The sequence below is a fragment of the Cohnella sp. GCM10020058 genome, assembly GCF_042683485.1.
Taxonomy (GTDB): domain Bacteria; phylum Bacillota; class Bacilli; order Paenibacillales; family Paenibacillaceae; genus Cohnella.
On the sequence record NZ_JBHUJV010000024.1, the window covers coordinates 1 to 16,504 of the forward strand.

General features: G+C 59.6%; 16 protein-coding genes, 6 tRNA genes and 1 rRNA gene. 22 read left to right on the forward strand and 1 reads right to left on the reverse strand.

Annotated elements, in window-relative coordinates:
• From ACFSR7_RS33725 to ACFSR7_RS33770, 10 genes are all read left to right on the forward strand, one after another.
• Window positions 1-106 (forward strand): 23S ribosomal RNA (locus ACFSR7_RS33725); the annotation flags it as partial.
• Window positions 107-237: 131 nt separating this feature from the next.
• A tRNA-Met gene (locus ACFSR7_RS33730) sits at window positions 238-314 on the forward strand.
• Window positions 315-329: 15 nt separating this feature from the next.
• Window positions 330-405, forward strand: a tRNA-Val gene (locus ACFSR7_RS33735).
• Window positions 406-420: 15 nt separating this feature from the next.
• Window positions 421-497, forward strand: a tRNA-Asp gene (locus ACFSR7_RS33740).
• A 20-nt stretch (window positions 498-517) separates the two neighbouring features.
• A tRNA-Phe gene (locus ACFSR7_RS33745) sits at window positions 518-593 on the forward strand.
• Between the two features lie 62 nt (window positions 594-655).
• A tRNA-Tyr gene (locus ACFSR7_RS33750) sits at window positions 656-740 on the forward strand.
• Window positions 741-748: 8 nt separating this feature from the next.
• Window positions 749-824 (forward strand) — tRNA-Lys (locus ACFSR7_RS33755).
• 131 nt (window positions 825-955) lie between these two features.
• Complete coding sequence (locus ACFSR7_RS33760; RefSeq protein WP_378169038.1) at window positions 956-1,909, forward strand: MraY family glycosyltransferase; 954 nt, start codon at window positions 956-958, stop codon at window positions 1,907-1,909.
• A gap of 75 nt (window positions 1,910-1,984) precedes the next feature.
• Window positions 1,985-3,082, forward strand: a complete 1,098-nt coding sequence (locus ACFSR7_RS33765; RefSeq protein ID WP_378169039.1) for a PucR family transcriptional regulator — start codon at window positions 1,985-1,987, stop codon at window positions 3,080-3,082.
• Window positions 3,083-3,171: 89 nt separating this feature from the next.
• Window positions 3,172-4,293 carry an ABC transporter ATP-binding protein gene (locus ACFSR7_RS33770; protein ID WP_090117100.1) on the forward strand — a complete coding sequence of 374 codons (1,122 nt, stop codon included), beginning with the start codon at window positions 3,172-3,174 and terminating at the stop codon, window positions 4,291-4,293.
• A gap of 87 nt (window positions 4,294-4,380) precedes the next feature.
• On the opposite strand, the gene ACFSR7_RS33775 is transcribed toward ACFSR7_RS33770, so the two are convergent.
• Entirely contained in the window at window positions 4,381-5,157 is a 777-nt protein-coding gene (locus tag ACFSR7_RS33775) for an ABC transporter ATP-binding protein (RefSeq protein WP_378169040.1), read from the reverse strand.
• Window positions 5,158-5,360: 203 nt separating this feature from the next.
• Between ACFSR7_RS33775 and ACFSR7_RS33780 the strand changes: the two genes are divergently transcribed.
• The 12 genes from ACFSR7_RS33780 (at window position 5,361) to ACFSR7_RS33835 (ending at window position 16,466) form a co-directional block, all read left to right on the forward strand.
• Window positions 5,361-6,164, forward strand: a complete 804-nt coding sequence (locus ACFSR7_RS33780; RefSeq protein ID WP_378169041.1) for an ABC transporter permease — start codon at window positions 5,361-5,363, stop codon at window positions 6,162-6,164.
• Between the two features lie 14 nt (window positions 6,165-6,178).
• On the forward strand, window positions 6,179-7,024 hold the full coding sequence (locus tag ACFSR7_RS33785; protein WP_378169042.1) for an ABC transporter permease: 846 nt from the start codon (window positions 6,179-6,181) through the stop codon (window positions 7,022-7,024).
• A 75-nt stretch (window positions 7,025-7,099) separates the two neighbouring features.
• Complete coding sequence (locus ACFSR7_RS33790) at window positions 7,100-8,704, forward strand: FAD-dependent oxidoreductase (protein ID WP_378169043.1); 1,605 nt, start codon at window positions 7,100-7,102, stop codon at window positions 8,702-8,704.
• Window positions 8,701-9,033, forward strand: coding sequence for a 4Fe-4S binding protein (locus ACFSR7_RS33795; protein ID WP_378117590.1), 333 nt, complete (start codon window positions 8,701-8,703; stop codon window positions 9,031-9,033). The genes ACFSR7_RS33790 and ACFSR7_RS33795 overlap by 4 nt, the downstream gene beginning before the upstream one ends.
• A gap of 16 nt (window positions 9,034-9,049) precedes the next feature.
• Entirely contained in the window at window positions 9,050-10,171 is a 1,122-nt protein-coding gene (locus ACFSR7_RS33800) for an ABC transporter substrate-binding protein (protein ID WP_378169044.1), read from the forward strand.
• Between the two features lie 23 nt (window positions 10,172-10,194).
• Window positions 10,195-10,989 carry an alpha/beta hydrolase family protein gene (locus ACFSR7_RS33805; RefSeq protein WP_378169045.1) on the forward strand — a complete coding sequence of 265 codons (795 nt, stop codon included), beginning with the start codon at window positions 10,195-10,197 and terminating at the stop codon, window positions 10,987-10,989.
• A 54-nt stretch (window positions 10,990-11,043) separates the two neighbouring features.
• The gene (locus ACFSR7_RS33810) at window positions 11,044-12,672 is read left to right on the forward strand and encodes an FAD-binding protein (protein ID WP_378169046.1); all 1,629 of its coding nucleotides are present in this window, start codon (window positions 11,044-11,046) and stop codon (window positions 12,670-12,672) included.
• Window positions 12,669-13,019, forward strand: a complete 351-nt coding sequence (locus ACFSR7_RS33815) for a 4Fe-4S dicluster domain-containing protein (RefSeq protein WP_378169047.1) — start codon at window positions 12,669-12,671, stop codon at window positions 13,017-13,019. The genes ACFSR7_RS33810 and ACFSR7_RS33815 overlap by 4 nt, the downstream gene beginning before the upstream one ends.
• A gap of 214 nt (window positions 13,020-13,233) precedes the next feature.
• Entirely contained in the window at window positions 13,234-14,166 is a 933-nt protein-coding gene (gene hprK / locus ACFSR7_RS33820; protein ID WP_378169048.1) for an HPr(Ser) kinase/phosphatase, read from the forward strand.
• A 49-nt stretch (window positions 14,167-14,215) separates the two neighbouring features.
• Window positions 14,216-15,316 carry a prolipoprotein diacylglyceryl transferase gene (gene lgt, locus ACFSR7_RS33825; protein ID WP_378169049.1) on the forward strand — a complete coding sequence of 367 codons (1,101 nt, stop codon included), beginning with the start codon at window positions 14,216-14,218 and terminating at the stop codon, window positions 15,314-15,316.
• Window positions 15,273-15,953 carry a pyrophosphatase PpaX gene (ppaX, locus tag ACFSR7_RS33830; protein WP_378169050.1) on the forward strand — a complete coding sequence of 227 codons (681 nt, stop codon included), beginning with the start codon at window positions 15,273-15,275 and terminating at the stop codon, window positions 15,951-15,953. Before lgt ends, ppaX begins: the two co-directional genes overlap by 44 nt.
• Before the next feature lie 3 nt (window positions 15,954-15,956).
• Window positions 15,957-16,466, forward strand: a complete 510-nt coding sequence (locus ACFSR7_RS33835; RefSeq protein WP_378169051.1) for an acyltransferase — start codon at window positions 15,957-15,959, stop codon at window positions 16,464-16,466.
• The last annotated feature ends 38 nt before the right edge of the window (window positions 16,467-16,504 follow it).

Here is a 16,504-nt window from a genome sequence, read left to right on the forward strand (position 1 = left end):
TCCCAGTATGTAAGACCCCTTGGAGAACACGAGGTTGATAGGCTCGGGGTGGAAGCGCAGCAATGCGTGCAGCTGACGAGTACTAATCGGTCGAGGGCTTATCCTACTGTTCCGATCTAGGAACAAACGGCAAGCCGCACAGGCAAGAGCATTTCTAGCGCATATTCGTTTCGCATCCGGTTTTCAGGGCGCAAGCTCTGTGAACGTACTGGACAAGCTCCAGTCGAAAAGTGGCGTGGCGGCGTAGCTCAGCTGGCTAGAGCGTTCGGTTCATACCCGAAAGGTCGGGGGTTCGATCCCCTCTGCCGCTACCATACCATCTATCCCGTGGAGGCTTAGCTCAGCCGGGAGAGCATCTGCCTTACAAGCAGAGGGTCGGGGGTTCGATCCCCTCAGCCTCCACCATTGATTTAACCACATGGAGCTGTGGTGTAGAGGCCTAACATGCCTGCCTGTCACGCAGGAGACCGCGGGTTCGAATCCCGTCAGCTCCGCCATTTTAAATGGCAATCTTTACGGCTCGGTAGCTCAGTCGGTAGAGCAGAGGACTGAAAATCCTCGTGTCGGCGGTTCGATTCCGTCCCGAGCCACCATTCATTTCCGGTATAAGCAAGCCATCAGGTGTGCAAGCTACCGGGGATCGGGTTCATAACGTGGAGGCTTAGCGAAGTGGCCAAACGCGACAGACTGTAAATCTGTTCCCTCTGGGTTCGGTGGTTCGACTCCATCAGCCTCCACCAGTTTACCCGAGCCATTAGCTCAGTTGGTAGAGCACCTGACTTTTAATCAGGGTGTCGAAGGTTCGAGTCCTTCATGGCTCACCAGTTTTTAATTCTAGACAGACGCAATGACGTCTGTTTTTTTGCATTTCAGGATCATTCTCCGATTTCCTTCGAATGAACAGGCCGCCGACTAGGGAACGTTAAGCGCATCCCGACAGTCCGGAGGCATCCACATGAAATATCCGTACACATTCACCTGCGCTTTTTTAATCGTGATGATCTTGGTTCCTTTTGTTCGAATTCTGGCCTTGAAAATCGGGTTTGTCGACAGGCCTAACAGCCGCAAAATACATAAAGTGCCGATTCCCCTGAGCGGCGGCGTTGCGATCTATCTGGGTGCTGTGCTTACTTGCGCTATTTTTGTCCAGCATGCGGCTCTGTTCAGGGCGATTTCCACGGGCGGAGCGCTCCTGGTGGCGATCGGGCTTATCGACGATGCTTTTAAATCTAGAGGCAAGGATTTTCCCATATGGCCTCGACTGATCCTCTATATCCTTGTATCGTATATTCCTTGCGCCTTCGGTATCACGATCCAGGGCGTCTCGACCCCTTCCTTATCGTCGATGATTTTATTCAGCGACGGCTGGAGCATTTTGTTTACGATGCTTTGGGTATTCGCGCTTATAAATATGATGAATTTTATCGACGGCGTGGACGGGCTGGCTTCGGGCATATCCGTCATATCGGCATTGACGCTGTTCGTCGCTTCGATCGTCGGCCACCAAGAGACAACGGCATTCGCCGCGCTGGCGATCGCAGGCTCCTGTCTGGCCTTTCTCGCTTATAATTTCCATCCGGCGAGGATCTTCATGGGAGACGCGGGAGCGACCTTTTTAGGTTACATGCTGGCGGTCATCGCGATGGACGGCACTTTAAAAGGCGCGACGTTTCTGTCGCTTCTTGTGCCTCTTCTTGCGCTGGGGGTGCCGATCCTCGATACGGCGATCGTTTTCGCAAGACGTCTGATCAAGGGGAAGGGGCTGCACCAGGCCGACAATCTCCATACGCATCATAGTCTAATGAAATGGGGGCTGTCGCAGGTTCAGACGGTCTCGTTCCTGTATCTCATCGCAGCGGTGTTCGCTTTAATGTCCGTCGTGGTACTGCTCCTGCTACGAAGCGGCTGATCGACGCAGCTTGGCCCGGCCGCGAGCCGATGTGGTACAATGTGGCTAACGCCAGGCAAACGAGGGGCTCGCAGGATGAACAATACGAGGCTTCAACAGTTGCAGCAGTTGATGAACGGGTCTGTCGAGATCGATACCATATCCAAAACGGAATGGGTGAAAGCAGGGGGCGCCAAGCTTCCCGAATCCGGAGATCAGTTAGATCTGGAACAAGGCTTCTTGCTCGTAACCAAGGTAGATAACCATCATGTACAGGTTCTAAGGATGCAGGCAGAGCTTACCTTGCTGGAAAAGGAGCTGCTAAGCTGGCTGGCCAAGCAAGGATCGATGTCGAAGTCGGGCAGCACCAGCGCATCGGAGTTGGAGCGCCAAGCCCGCAAGCTGGGGGATTGGCTGCAGCAGTCGATCGACGCAGGCGAGTGGCGAGCTGAGATTCCCGAACGGTTCGAGCTGCACCACCGGCTGTTTGACGGGATGATTCCTTTTTTGTTGATGAGCGAACAGGCTGAAAACCGCGAGCCCTCTTACGTTGAATTGGAAAAGGTATTCCGCTCTTATCTGTCGGACGAAATGCTCCTCATACCGCTGCGGGAGAGAGAGTGGCTTATACTGGGGACGGACAGGCTGCTCGCAGAGGTGGAGACCAACGAAGGCGATATGATTGAACGCGGCGAGACGAAGGAAGCCCTCGTGTCCTTGGCGACCGGCCTTCACCAGATGATCACCGAGGAATGGGGCGGCGACTGCCATGTCGCGGTCGGAGAGCCGATCATCCCGACCGAGAGCCTGGTTTACGCCGTGGCGACGCTGCGGGAGACGATCAATCTGGGACGCAAGTTCCATATGGGCATGCATGTACATATGCCATGGCTGGTTCACCTGGAGCGTCTTCTCAGCGGCATTCCCGAGCCCGTGCGATCCAGATTTATGGATGAGATGTCCGGGAGGCAGGACCTCTTCACGGATCCGGAGACAGTGTCGACGCTGGATGCCTTTTTTGCCATGGACTGCAACGTGAGCGAGACGGCGAAGCGCTTGTTCATTCACCGCAATACGCTCCTATACAGGCTGGATAAGCTCAAGCAGGAAGCAGGCTTGGACGTCCGCTCCTTTAACGATGCCATATTGGTGCGTCTGCTTATGCTATTGTACAAAGTTACGAAAAGGAAATGAATTTTTTGTACGGATTGTGCATAGTCAGTCGTCACGGTCTAAGGTAAGATAAGAACGTACCTTAAACGAAGCGTTAGGGGGAACTTCCAATGGCAGGCGTACGTTTAGAGCATGTATACAAAAAATATCCGGGTTCCGACAAAGCATCGGTAACCGACTTTAATCTCGACATTGCAGACAAAGAATTCCTCGTGCTGGTCGGCCCGTCCGGCTGCGGCAAATCGACGACGCTGCGTATGATCGCAGGCCTCGAAGAAATCTCCGAAGGCAAGCTGTACATCGGCGACCGCGTCGTGAACGACGTTGCACCGAAGGACCGCGATATCGCGATGGTATTCCAGTCCTACGCGCTGTACCCGCACATGAACGTATATCAGAACATGGCATTCGGTCTTAAGCTCCGCAAGTTCCGCAAGGACGAGATCGACCGCCGCGTTCGCGAAGCTGCGCGCACGCTCGAGATCGAGCACCTGCTCGACCGCAAGCCGAAGGCGCTTTCCGGCGGTCAACGCCAACGTGTCGCCCTGGGCCGCGCAATCGTTCGCGAACCGCAAGTGTTCCTGATGGACGAACCGCTGTCGAACCTCGACGCCAAGCTGCGTACGCAGATGCGGGCGAACATCTCCAAGCTGATGAAGCGTCTTGAGACGACTTGCATCTACGTAACCCATGACCAGACGGAAGCCATGACGATGGGCGACCGTATCGTCGTCATGAAGGACGGCTTTATTCAACAAGCAGCTACGCCGGATGAGCTCTACAACCACCCGGTCAACCTGTTCGTAGCAGGCTTCATCGGCGCGCCGGCAATGAACTTCATCACCGGCCAACTGTCGGAAGAAGGCGGCGCCGTTCGCTTCAAGGCGACGGGCATCAACGTCGTTATTCCGGCCGGCAAGGCGCAACTGCTTCGTGACAAGGGCTACATCGGCCGCGAGATGATCGTAGGTATTCGTCCTGAAGATCTGCACGAAGAGCCTGTCTTCATCGAAGCATCTCCGAACTCCGTCATCAGCGCCAGCATCGAAGTTTCCGAGAACCTCGGTCACGAGATGTTCCTGTATCTGAACGGGCTTGGCAAGGACAACGTCATCGCTCGCGTCGACGGCCGTTCCCAGCTGCAAGAAGGCCAAAACATCAAGCTGGCGATCGATATGAACAAGATTCATATCTTCGACAAGGATACCGAGCTCAACATCCTTGAAGCTTAATTCTCGGCTATTATAGATGATCATCAAAAAGAAGCCCGGCTTACCAACCCTACAGGGTTAGGCAGCCGGGCTTCTTTTTGTCGTTCGTTAGATTCCCGCGCCGTCCGCGAACTGGAATTCCTCGCCGGTCTCGAATTGACTGAGCACTTTTAAGCGCAGCGCCTGGAAGTCCGGGCTCGCCTTTTTACGAGGATGGGAGAGCTCGACGGGGACGATCGCACTGATCTCGCCAGGCCTGGGCTTCAGAATGATAACGCGGTTGGCAAGGAAGATCGCTTCATCGATGTCGTGGGTGACGAAGATCATCGTCGTCTTGTTGTTGCGCCAGACTTCGAGCAACACCTCTTGCATATGGGCACGCGTAAAGGCGTCCAGCGCTCCGAAGGGCTCGTCAAGCAGCAGAATTTGAGGCTGCCTGAGCAGGGCACGCGCGATGGATACCCGCTGCGCCATCCCGCCGGACAGCTCGCGCGGATAGGCTTTCTCAAAGCCCTTGAGCCGTACAAGCTCGATCAATTCGTCTACTTTTCGACGCACTTTTTTATCATTCAGAGACAAATCGGAAGCGATATTCTTCTCCACGGTCAGCCATGGGAACAGACGATGCTCCTGAAAAATAAAGCCTTTATCGATGCCCGGCTTGACGATGGGCGAGCCATTCAGGCTGACATGCCCGGCATACTGCGTATCGAGTCCCGCAACAATGCGGAGCAAGGTGCTCTTGCCGCATCCGCTCGGACCGATGACCGTAATAAACTCGCCCTCGCGCACGTCCAGATCGACATTTCTGAGCGCGGTCACCGTCCCCTTCGCGCCGACGAATTGCTTGCTAAGATGCTTAATCTCCAGCGAGACATTTCCCATAATTTAAGCCTCCCCATGTGAAGAGTGAATATAACATACAAAGTCTATAAGAATAATATGTTAACCGTAACATCCGGGTACTTGCCCTGTCAATGAACCCATCGATAGATAATTCCTATTTTACAGCTAGGAATTAAAGTGTTTATAATCTGGGCAATACAGGAAACCAGAATTTCAGCTGAATGGGCAGGGAGGGAGCGTTGATGAACAGTCGTATAGCGGATTCGCGGGAAGCAGGGGCTCCGGGGCGCTGGGTACAGATCGGTCTGGGTCTCCTGCTGCCGGTGGCGGTCATCGCAGTATGGCAAGTGCTGGCCGAGCGGGGATATCTGTCGGAGCTCATGTTTCCCGCGCCGGCGGTCATAGCCGGTTCGTTCGTCGATCTGGCGGCATCGGGCGATTTGTGGACGAACTTCCGCTTCAGCGCGATTCGGGCGTTATCCGGATTTCTATTGGGTGGAGGGCTGGGGCTGGCATTCGGCATCCTGGTCGGTCTGTTCCGCAGATCGGAAAAGCTGCTGGACCCGACGATCCAGATGATTCGGATGGTTCCGAGTCTCGCCGTCGTGCCGCTGTTTATTCTCTGGTTCGGAATCGGTGAGGAATCGAAGGTGCTGTTGATCGCCAAGGCCGCTTTTTTCCCGATTTATATCAATTCGTTCCTCGGCATTCGGCAGGTGGACAACAAGCTGTTCGAAGTCAGCCGCGTCCTCGGGTTTAACCGTGTGCAACAAATCATGCGGCTCGTCATCCCCGCTGCGATACCGAATATTTTGCTCGGCGTAAGGCTGTCGCTGGGATTGGCTTGGCTGGGGCTGGTCGTAGCCGAACTGATCGCCTCGACATCGGGCATCGGCTACATGATATCGGATGCGCGCCAGTTCGCGGACACGCCGGTCGTGTTCGTCGGCATCTTCGTATTTGCGCTCGCCGGGCTCGTGTCGGACACGGCCGTGCGGCTGCTGGAGCGCAGAATCGTGCGTTGGAAAGACACCTACAGCGGATAAAGGAGGCGTGAGAGATGAGCGAGAGAGTCGAAGCATGGATCGCGCCGGCCGGAAAATTAAAGGAGAAACGGGTTCGAGGCGCAGCCTTTAAATTACGCGCGGCGCTGGCGGATGTCGCAACCGGTTGGCTCGTGCCGGTCGCGGTGATCGCGGTCTGGCAGCTGGCCGGAAGCCTGGGCTGGATCTCTTCGGAATTTCTGCCGGCGCCGGCGAAGATCGCGGCCGCATTCGCAGACTTGGCGGCGAACGGCAGTTTGCTCCATCACATGGGAGACAGCATACGTCGGGCGGGGATCGGATTTTTGTTCGGGGGCGGGCTGGGTCTGGGGCTTGGCATATTGACGGGCTTATTCCGGCGGGCCGAATACCTCCTCGATCCCAGCGCGCAAGTGTTGCGGCTCGTGCCGCATCTCGCGATCGCGCCGCTCATCATATTGTGGTTCGGATTCGGGGAGATCTCCAAAGTGGTCATCATCGCCGCCGGTTCGTTTTTCCCGCTGTACGTCAACACCTTCCTGGGCATTCGCCAGGTGGACAACAAGCTGTTCGAGGTGTCGCGGACGCTCAGCTTCAGCCGGTTTAAACGAATCTCAAGACTGATCCTGCCGGCGGCGTCACCGCAAATTCTGCTAGGCTTGCGTACTTCGCTCGCCGTCTCCTGGATCGGGCTGGTGGTAGCGGAGCTCATTGGTTCTACCTCGGGGATCGGCTTTCTGATCAACGAGGCCAAGCAGAACGGCCAACCGGAAGTTATTTTCGTCGGCATTCTGATCTTCGCGATCGTGGGCAAGCTGCTCGACTCAGCCGTCAAATCAGTCGAACGCCGGACGCTGAAATGGCAGGACGGATACAAAGGCTAAGCGTTCGAGGGCCGGTAAAGAGGGATCGGGCAACGCCGATTGAATGAACATCAACCATTCCGAGGAGGAACAAATATGACGAGCACAGCTACAAGAGCTTCTGTCGAACGGATCACGGACGTACTGGTAATCGGCGGCGGACCTGCGGGAACCTGGGCGGCTATATCGGCGGCTTCGAAGGGCGCGAAGGTGACGCTGGTCGACAAAGGTTACTGCGGCTCGAGCGGCGCCACCGCGCCGTCGGGCACAGGCGTCTGGTACGTCGAGCCCGAACGCGAGAAGCGCGAAGAAGCGAAAGCCAGCCGCTATGCAATGGGCGGACAGCTGGCCGAACACAGTTGGATGGACCGCGTGCTCGACCGCACGTACGAAAACATGAACAAGCTGGGCAATCTCGGCTATCCTTTCCCCGTCGATGAAAATGGCAATCCGCACAAGCGCAGCTTGCAAGGACCGGAGTACATGCGCCTCATGAGAAAGCTCGTGCAGCGCGCAGGCGTCAAAATTTTGGACCACAGCCCCGTTCTGGAGCTGCTCGCGGACGAGCACGGCGTAGGAGGCGCGGCCGGCGTGAACACGCAGACCGGCGAGACATGGGAAATACGGGCGGGCGCCGTGGTGATCGCCACCGGCGGGTGCGCCTTCCTGAGCCGCGCGCTTGGCTGCAACGTGCTTACGGGAGACGGCTATCTGTTCGCCACCGAGGCGGGAGCGGACCTGTCGGGAATGGAATTCTCGAACGCCTATGCGATCTGCCCGACGTTCTCTTCGGTTACGAAGACCGCGTATTACAGCTATGCCACCTTTTACTACGAGGACGGGACGGTCGTCGAGGGCGCAGGCTCGAAAAAGGGCCGGTCGGTCATCGCGCGCAACCTGCTGCAAGGCAAGCAAGTATACGCCAAACTCGATCAGGCGCCGGAGGACTTGAAGCCGCTGCTGCGCGTCGCGCAGACGAACTTCTTCCTGCCGTTCGACCGCAGGGGCATCGATCCGTTCAAGGATCTGTTCCCGGTCACGCTCCGGCTGGAAGGTACGGTCCGCGGCACCGGCGGCATTCGCGTCATCGATGAGACGTGCGCCACGAGCGCGCCCGGTCTGTACGCTGCCGGCGATGCGGCAACGCGCGAGTTGATCTGCGGCGGTTTTACCGGCGGAGGCAGCCATAACGCGGCTTGGGCGATGTCCTCGGGCTCGTTTGCCGGTGAAGGCGCGGCAGCTTACGCGCTGAAGCTTGGCGAGACGGCGGGATCGCGCAATCTGAGGGGCCTGTCCTCTCAATCGTTGAGAGATCACCAAGAAGCGGGCGCGGCTGCGCGTACGGAAGAATACGTGCACGCCGTGCAGGACGAGGTAAAGCCGTACGACCGCAACTTGTTCCGTACGGAGAAGGGACTCGGCGACTCGCTCGTCAGGCTCGACGATCTGTGGCGGCGCCAGCGCGAAGCGGGGATCGGGCGGACCGCCGAAGGCGTGAAGGCGCGCGAGGCCGCCGCGATGACGGCAACGGCCCGCTGGATGTACCATTCGGCGCTGGCGCGCACGGAGACGCGCGGCATGCACAAGCGAGAGGATTTCCCTACGGGCGACGCCGGCCAGCATCATCGCCTCATCAGCGGCGGACTCGACCGGGTATGGGTCAAAAAGGAAGAAGTGGCGAAGGAGCGTGTGTCGGTATGATCGAGGTCGTCAGCGAATCCCGTTGCGTATCGTGCAACCAATGCGTCTCCGTCTGCCCGACGAACGTGTTCGATCGCGGCGAGGACGGGATTCCCGTCATCGCGAGGCAGGACGATTGCCAGACTTGCTTCATGTGCGAGCTGTACTGCCCGGTCGACGCGCTCTACGTATCGCCGGATTCGGAAGGCGTGATGGGCGTTACCGAGGAGGAAATCGAGCGTCAGGGCCTGCTTGGCGGCTATCGGGAAAAAGTCGGTTGGGGCAAAGGACGCGTCCCGGTCGCGAAGCATCAATTCATGTACCAGCTGTCACGGCGATCAGGATTCTAGGGAGGAGCAATCGGAGATGAAACAGAGACAAAGACGGATCAAGGGGGGCAGCCGGCGCAGATGGTCGCTCTTGCTGCTGGGGACAATCGTGGCGCTGACGCTCGCGCTGCAAGGCTGCGGGAACAAGAACGAAGAAGGAGCCGCTTCTTCGTCGGCTGCGTCGTCGCCGTCGGCAGCCGCTTCCACGGCAGCTGCGCCCACTGCGGCTGCATCGTCGCAGGCCGCTTCGACCGCAAGCGCGGAGCCGGAGCGCCATGTGCCGGAGGTTATCAATTACGGCTACATCGGCCTGAACGACCAGAATCAGACGACGGGCGCGGAAGGCTGGGGCTTTTACAAAGGCATCATTCAAGAAGAGCTGAAGAAATACGGCGTCAAGGAAGTGAAGCTCGCGGGCTTCCCCAACGGACCGGACCAGACGGAATCGCTCATCAGCGGGAGGCTTGACTTCGGCAGTCTCGGCGACACGCCGGCGATCATCGCGCGGGCGGGCGGCGCAAAGACGCGTCTCATCACGCAGCCGGGTACCCGTACGATCGGCTATCTCATTGCCAAGAAGGACGGCCCCAAGACGCTGCAAGATCTGAAGGGCAAGACGATCGCCATTCAGAAGGGCTCCTTTATGCACCGCTATATCGTGGGACTGCTCAAGGATGCGGGCGTCACCGACTATAAGCTCGTGCACATGCTGATCCCCGACGCGCAAGCCGCGCTGGCTAACGGCAGCGTGGACGCGATGACCAATACGGGCGTTAACGCCCTGACTTCGCTGGCGAACGGGTATCCGCAGCTGGATATCTCGTCGGATCATCCCGAGCTGCTCGGCACGAGCGCGACGGTGGTGTCGGAGGCATTTCTTGAGAAGTTCCCGGATTTCCCGAAAGTATGGAACGCTGCGCGCGAGAAGGCGCTGGCCGACTTGAAGCAGCATCCGGACGAGTACTACGAATATATCGCGGGCATTCAGAAGACGACGGTCGAGAACGTGAAGAAGCTGAGTCCGATCGAGGATATCAAGGACACGGCGTTCACGGATGACGGGCTTGCGCTGATCGAAGGAACGAAGAACTTTCTGGTCGAGGAGAAGATTGCGAAAAAGGACTTCGATATTAGCGGTTGGGTGCTGAAGGCCGAATAATCGTTGAATGGGAGGAAACGTGCATGAGCGAGCAGACGATCACGACTGCAGCCTTCCGGCTGCCGCTGGATAACGGCTTGTACATCCGCGGCGAAGTGAAGACGGCCGGCGAGGGCGCAAGCAGACCGGCCGTTATCGTGAGCCACGGCTTCAGAGGGCATAAGAATTGGGCGTTCTGGCCGGAGACGACGGACCGGCTCGCCGCGGAAGGCTTCTATACGGTGAGCTTCGATTACTCCCGCGTCGCTGCGCGGGAAGCGGGTGCGAGCGAGGCGCGAATCGCGGAGGCAAGCACGCTGTCGCGCGAGCTGGAGGAGCTGACGATCGTGGCGAACGCGCTGCGGGCGGGCGAACTGCCGCTGGCCGATCAAGCCGATGCGTCGCGGCTGGGACTGATCGGGCATAGCCGGGCGGGCGGCGGCGCGATCGTGCATGCGGCGGAGCAGGACGGCATTCGGGCGCTGGTCGTCTGGAACGGCGGCTCGTCACCCGCGCGCGGCGGCGAAGAAGGAGGCCGCACCCTTCTTGAGGCGGCACTCGACGCTGACCAGGTGCGGCATGCAGACCGTTATGTGATTGAAGAGCGGTTGAAAGAGGTGCGGGCGGAGGTTCTCGTCGTGCAGGGCGGCGCGGACCGCGAGTCGCTGCTCGCGCAGAACCGGATATTCAAGCAAAATGCGCCGCACTTTCAGTTCCACGATATCGAGCGGGCGGACCATACGTTTAACGCAGTGCATCCTTATGCAGGCACGACGCCCGAGCTGGAGGAAGCGCTGGCCGTGACGATCGGCTTTTTGCGAAACCGATTGGAGCTTTAAAAGAAGCGGACACCGGCGATACGTCGACGGAAGCGAGAAAGCGGGGGGATGCGCATGACGATCGAGCCGGGAACAACGTTGACGGCTGACGTGCTGGTGCTTGGCGGCGGGCCGGCCGGCGCTTGGGCCGCCTGGAGCGCGGCTGCGGAAGGGGCAAGCGTCGTGCTGGCCGACAAAGGCTATGTCGGCACGAGCGGCGCCACGGCTCCCGGGGGCACGACGCTGCTCGTGATCCCGCCGGTCGCGGAGCTGCGCGAACGCGCGGTGCAGGCGAGGCTCAAAGCCGGCGGCTATCTGTCCGAGAACGCCTGGATTCACCGTGTCCTCGACGAGGTCGAGATCCGGCTGAGGCTGCTCGAGGATTGGGGATATCCGTTCCGCAAGGACGAGAACGGCGCGACGCTGCGCACGCATCTGCACGGACCGGAGTATATGAAGCTGATGCGCCGCGCCTTACGCAAGGCGGGGGTCCGGATCCTGGATCAGTCGCCCGCGCTGGAGCTGCTGGCGGACGAGCACGGCATCGGCGGCGCCAGAGGCATCGACCGGCTGACCGGACGTTCCTGGGAGGTCCGTGCGCATGCAGTTGTCGTCGCGACCGGGGGATGTACCTTTTTAAGCAAAGGCCTGGGCTGCAACGTGCTCACCGGGGAAGGGCTACTGATGTCGGCGGAAGCCGGGGCGGAGCTGTCAGGAATGGAGTTCAGCAGGCAGTATGCGCCAAGCTACGCGGACGGCAGCGTGACCCGAGGCCGCATGCTGGCCTGGTCGACGTTGTACGATGCGGTCGGACGGCCGCTTCACGCGGGAGACCGCACCTTCGGCAGCCTGCACAAGCTGCTGCTGGAAGGGCCGGTCTACGCTTCCATCGACTTGGCGGATACCGAAGAGAAGCGAAGGTTCCTGCGTCAGGCGCATCCGATCTTCTTCATGCCGCTCGAGCGGGCGGGCATCGATCCGTTCAAGGATAAATTTCCGCTGACGCTGCGCTACGAAGGCACGATGCGAGGCACGGGCGGACTGCGATTGACGGGGGAGGATTGCCGGACGACGGTGGCGGGCTTGTACGCGGCCGGCGATGCGGCATCGCGCGAACGCGTGATGGGCGCGGTCAGCGGAGGCGGCGCCTACAACGCGTCATGGGCGATCTGCAGCGGGAGCTGGTCGGGGCGCGGCGCAGCTCGTCATGCGCTGGCCGCGGGGAAAAGCGGCGGTCCCGATAGCCGAACGCTGCGGCCTGTCGGACGGAGAGGGCTTGAGGCCGGCCGGGAGACGGACGCGCCGATCGACGCGAAGGCGCTGGTCGAGGCTATTCAGCGGGACGTGCTGCCGCTGAACATCAATTTCTACCGCAGCGAGTCGGGCATCGCCGGTGCGCTGGGACGGCTCGACGCGCTGCGCGAGATGCTGCGCGGCAACGTGCCGGATACGGTGCAGGGGCGCGTGCGTGCGCGGGAGGCGGCCGGCATGCTGGCGGTTGCCCGCTGGATGTACACCGCCGCGCTCGCGCGCAAAGAAACGCGCGGGCTTGCGGCGCTCGCCGAATATCCGGCGCTCGATCCGGGGCAGACGCATCGCCTGGTCCTGTCGGGCATCGACGAGATTAAGGTCGGGACGGAGCGGGTGCCGCATGCGGGCGAGCTCGAACGGGCGAACGCGCATGCGAAGGGAGAAGCGTCATGATCGAGCTCGTCAGCGCGGAGCGCTGCATCGGCTGCAAGCTGTGCGTGAAGGCTTGCCCGACAAACGTCTTCGATATGGACGAAGGCGCGAAGCTTCCCGTCATCGCCCGTCTTGAGGATTGCCAGACCTGCTTCATGTGCGAAGCGTATTGTCCGGCGGACGCGCTGTATGTGGCACCGCAAGCCGAGGCCCGCGCGGAAGCCGATGAGGCCGCGTTGGCCGCGTCGGGCACGCTGGGCAGCTGGAGGAGGGAGATCGGTTGGTCCAAGGGAGCGGAGACGACGATGGCGGAGCGGGATACGACGCCTTTTTTCGAAACGTTCACCGAACGGTACCGGCAAGTTTGAGCCATGCCGCAGGGGATCGGGCGATGACGGATCCGAATAAGCCTCAAAAGCCGAGCCAGCCTCTCTTCGAGAGCGCTGGCTTTTGCATGCCCAGGCTTGCGGCTGGCGGCATGTCGTGCTCCGGATTGCCCGCAAAGACGCGGTTTACATTGATTTCCGCGCTTATTTTCGATACGATGAGGAAGATGAACAGAGCGTTGAAGGGAGCTGTACGATGGCTAAAAAAGTAAGGGTATCCGAGCTCGTGCAGCAATTTCAACTCGAGGTCGTCGCCGGCTCGGAAGGCATGCGGCGCACGATCGTGACGGACGACTTGAACCGGCCGGGCCTGGAGATGGCCGGATATTACGATTATTACCCGGCGGAGCGGACGCAGATTCTGGGCAAGACGGAGCTGGCTTTTCTCGAGAAGCTAACTTCCGAAGAACGCCTGGAGCGGATGCGGCAGATCTGCGCGGAGGAGACGCCGTGCATTATCATTACGCGCGGGCTCGATGCCCCCGAAGAGCTGATTCAGGTGGCGGAGGAGCGCCATTTTCCGGTGCTGCGTTCCACGACCGCGACGACGACGCTGCTGAGCCGCATCACCAACTTTTTGGAAAAGAAGCTGGCGCCTACGACCACGATTCATGGCGTTCTTGTGGACGTCTACGGGGTGGGCATGCTCATCACCGGCGGCAGCGGCATCGGCAAGAGCGAGACCGCGCTTGAGCTCGTGAAGCGCGGCCATCGGCTCATCGCGGACGACGCCGTAGAGATCCGGCAGACCGCGGACAACTATCTTTACGGCAGCGCACCGGAATTGATCCAGCACCTCCTCGAGATCCGGGGGCTCGGGATTCTCAACGTTATGACGCTGTTCGGGGCGGGCGCCGTGCGCAACACCAAGCAGATCGGACTCGTCATCAAGCTTGAAAATTGGCAGCAGGACAAGCAATACGACCGGCTTGGATTGGACGAGGAGACGACGCGAATCATCGACACCGATGTGCCGCTCGTGACGGTTCCCGTTCGTCCCGGACGCAACCTGGCGGTCATCCTGGAGGTAGCGGCCATGAACTTCCGTCTTAAGCGGATGGGCTACAACGCGGCCCTGCAATTTACCAACAAGCTCACCGAAGCGATCGCAGACGAAGACAACGAATAAACCGCGCTCGCGGCCTCTCGGTCGATTGCGTTAGAGACGGAGGATACTCATGTTGCTGCCCATGCGGCTCGAATCGATTGCGTTTCACCTCGGCCCGATCCCCGTGCACTGGTACGGGCTTATTCTCGGCACGGGAGCCCTCGTCGGGCTGCTGCTCGCCATCTGGGAGGGCAAGCGCTTCGGCTTGTCGGCCGACTTCTTCCTGGACCTGATGCTGTACGGCGTGCCTTCGGCCATCGTCGGCGCCAGGTTGTACTACGTGCTGTTCAAATGGGACTACTACAGCAAGCACCCGGGCGAGATCATCCAGATCTGGAACGGGGGCATCGCCATTTACGGCGCGCTGATCGGCGCCTTCGTCTGCGGATTTTTCTACTTCCGCAGCAAGGGCTATACGTTCATGCGTATCGTCGATATCTGCGTGCCGTCGCTGCTGGCAGGTCAGATGATCGGACGCTGGGGCAACTTCGTCAACCAGGAAGCCTACGGCGGAGAAGTCACGGGTACATATCTGAGCAACGAGCTTCACCTGCCGGCTTTTATCGTCAGACAGATGTATGTCATCGACGCGAACGGAGCCGGCGCCTACCACCATCCCACCTTCCTTTACGAGTCGCTGTGGAGCCTGGTCGGTCTCGTCATTCTGTTCATTTTGCGCCGTCAGAAGTTCATGCGCGTAGGAGAGATGTTTTTCTCCTATTTAATCTGGTATTCGATCGGCCGCTTCTTTATCGAGGCGCTGCGCACGGACAGCCTGGCCTTCAAGGGACCGGACTGGCTGGCTTCGCTGATCAACGGTCTGTGGACGCCGATGAAGTGGATATTCGGGGATCAAGGCTACCTCGATCCGGCATACGGCAACGTTCGCAGCTCGCAGCTGCTCGCGGTGATCCTCGTCGTCGCGAGCATCGTGGCCATTATCGTGCGCCGGGCGATGAATCCGGACAGAACGCGGTATTTGGACCCGCTCGCAAGAAACAAGGCGGTCGAAGCGGACGCGGCGGACGCGTCCCTCGCCGAAGCGCCTGCGGCTGCCGGCCGGACGGTCGAAGAGACCGTGTCGGATGCGGATCCGGCCGATACGGAAGAAGAGAGGAAGCCTGCAGATGAGTCACAATCAGACAGAAGGCAAGAACGGGACCCGGATTGACGCGGTGCTGTTCGACCTCGACGGCACGATCGTCGACACGAACGAACTGATCATCCAATCTTTTCTATATTGTCTGCAAGGGATCGTCCCGCCCGAATTCGGACGCGAGCAGATTATCCCGATCATGGGGCAGACGCTGCTCTCGCAGCTGCAGCAGTTCTCGGGGCGCGAGCAGGTCGACGATCTGATTGCAGGATACCGCGAGTACAACATCAAGCATCACGACGACATGGTGTCGCTGTTCCCCGGCGTGCTGGAGGTCGTCCCTTTATTGAAGCAGGGCGGGCTCAAGCTGGGAATCGTCACAACGAAGATGCGACTGACGACGGAGCGGGCGCTCAAGCTGCTGGGGCTGTACGAATACATGGATACGATCGTGACGCTGGACGACGTCGAGCATGCCAAGCCGCATCCGGAGCCGGTGCAAAAGGCACTGCGGGCGCTTGACGTCGCGCCGGAGCATGCGATCATGGTCGGCGACAGCACCGTGGATATGGGTTCGGCGCTGGCCGCCGGCGCTTACGCCGTCGGCGTCTCCTGGTCGCTCAAGGGAGAAGCCCCGCTGCGAGAGGCAGGCGCGCACCGCATCGTTCACGATATGCGCGAGCTGCTGCCGCTAAGCGGGTTGGAGGGATAAGCCTTGCGGAAAGTCGAGCGGTACCCGGTCGAAGGCCCCAACGCTTTATGGCAGGTGTATCGTACGGTGTCCAGGCTGAAGGCGGTCAGGAACTTTGTCTTTATCCAGATCGCACGGTACTGTCCCGAGCTCTCGGTGAAGAACTGGATCTACCGCCGCGTGCTGGGCATGAAGGTAGGCAAAGAGACGTCGTTTGCGCTGATGGTGATGGTGGACGTCTTCTTCCCTGAACGGATCACGATCGGCGACAACTGCATCGTCGGCTACAACTCCACGCTGCTGACGCACGAATACCTCATTAAAGAGTACAGGCTTGGCGATATCGTCATCGGTTCGCATGTGATGATCGGAGCCAACGTGACGATTCTGCCCGGCGTGACGATCGGAGATCATGCGGTTGTCGCGGCCGGATCGGTCGTGCACCGGGACGTACCGGCTCACGCCAGAGTCGGCGGCAATCCCCTGCGCGAGCTCGGGAGAGCTGGCGAATCTTCGGGAGATGAGCAAGGCTGACCCGGCTCGGCGCGCTTGGTGAGGTAACCAGTGAAGAA

Excerpts from the sequence above, each read along its gene's own strand:
- ACFSR7_RS33760 (WP_378169038.1), top strand. The coding sequence starts at position 956 with ATGAAATATCCGTACACATTCACCTGCGCTTTTTTAATCGTGATGATC.
- ACFSR7_RS33765 (WP_378169039.1), top strand. The coding sequence starts at position 1,985 with ATGAACAATACGAGGCTTCAACAGTTGCAGCAGTTGATGAACGGGTCT.
- ACFSR7_RS33770 (WP_090117100.1), top strand. The coding sequence starts at position 3,172 with ATGGCAGGCGTACGTTTAGAGCATGTATACAAAAAATATCCGGGTTCC.
- ACFSR7_RS33775 (WP_378169040.1), bottom strand. The coding sequence starts at position 5,157 with ATGGGAAATGTCTCGCTGGAGATTAAGCATCTTAGCAAGCAATTCGTC.
- ACFSR7_RS33780 (WP_378169041.1), top strand. The coding sequence starts at position 5,361 with ATGAACAGTCGTATAGCGGATTCGCGGGAAGCAGGGGCTCCGGGGCGC.
- ACFSR7_RS33785 (WP_378169042.1), top strand. The coding sequence starts at position 6,179 with ATGAGCGAGAGAGTCGAAGCATGGATCGCGCCGGCCGGAAAATTAAAG.
- ACFSR7_RS33790 (WP_378169043.1), top strand. The coding sequence starts at position 7,100 with ATGACGAGCACAGCTACAAGAGCTTCTGTCGAACGGATCACGGACGTA.
- ACFSR7_RS33795 (WP_378117590.1), top strand. The coding sequence starts at position 8,701 with ATGATCGAGGTCGTCAGCGAATCCCGTTGCGTATCGTGCAACCAATGC.
- ACFSR7_RS33800 (WP_378169044.1), top strand. The coding sequence starts at position 9,050 with ATGAAACAGAGACAAAGACGGATCAAGGGGGGCAGCCGGCGCAGATGG.
- ACFSR7_RS33805 (WP_378169045.1), top strand. The coding sequence starts at position 10,195 with ATGAGCGAGCAGACGATCACGACTGCAGCCTTCCGGCTGCCGCTGGAT.
- ACFSR7_RS33810 (WP_378169046.1), top strand. The coding sequence starts at position 11,044 with ATGACGATCGAGCCGGGAACAACGTTGACGGCTGACGTGCTGGTGCTT.
- ACFSR7_RS33815 (WP_378169047.1), top strand. The coding sequence starts at position 12,669 with ATGATCGAGCTCGTCAGCGCGGAGCGCTGCATCGGCTGCAAGCTGTGC.
- hprK (WP_378169048.1), top strand. The coding sequence starts at position 13,234 with ATGGCTAAAAAAGTAAGGGTATCCGAGCTCGTGCAGCAATTTCAACTC.
- lgt (WP_378169049.1), top strand. The coding sequence starts at position 14,216 with ATGTTGCTGCCCATGCGGCTCGAATCGATTGCGTTTCACCTCGGCCCG.
- ppaX (WP_378169050.1), top strand. The coding sequence starts at position 15,273 with ATGAGTCACAATCAGACAGAAGGCAAGAACGGGACCCGGATTGACGCG.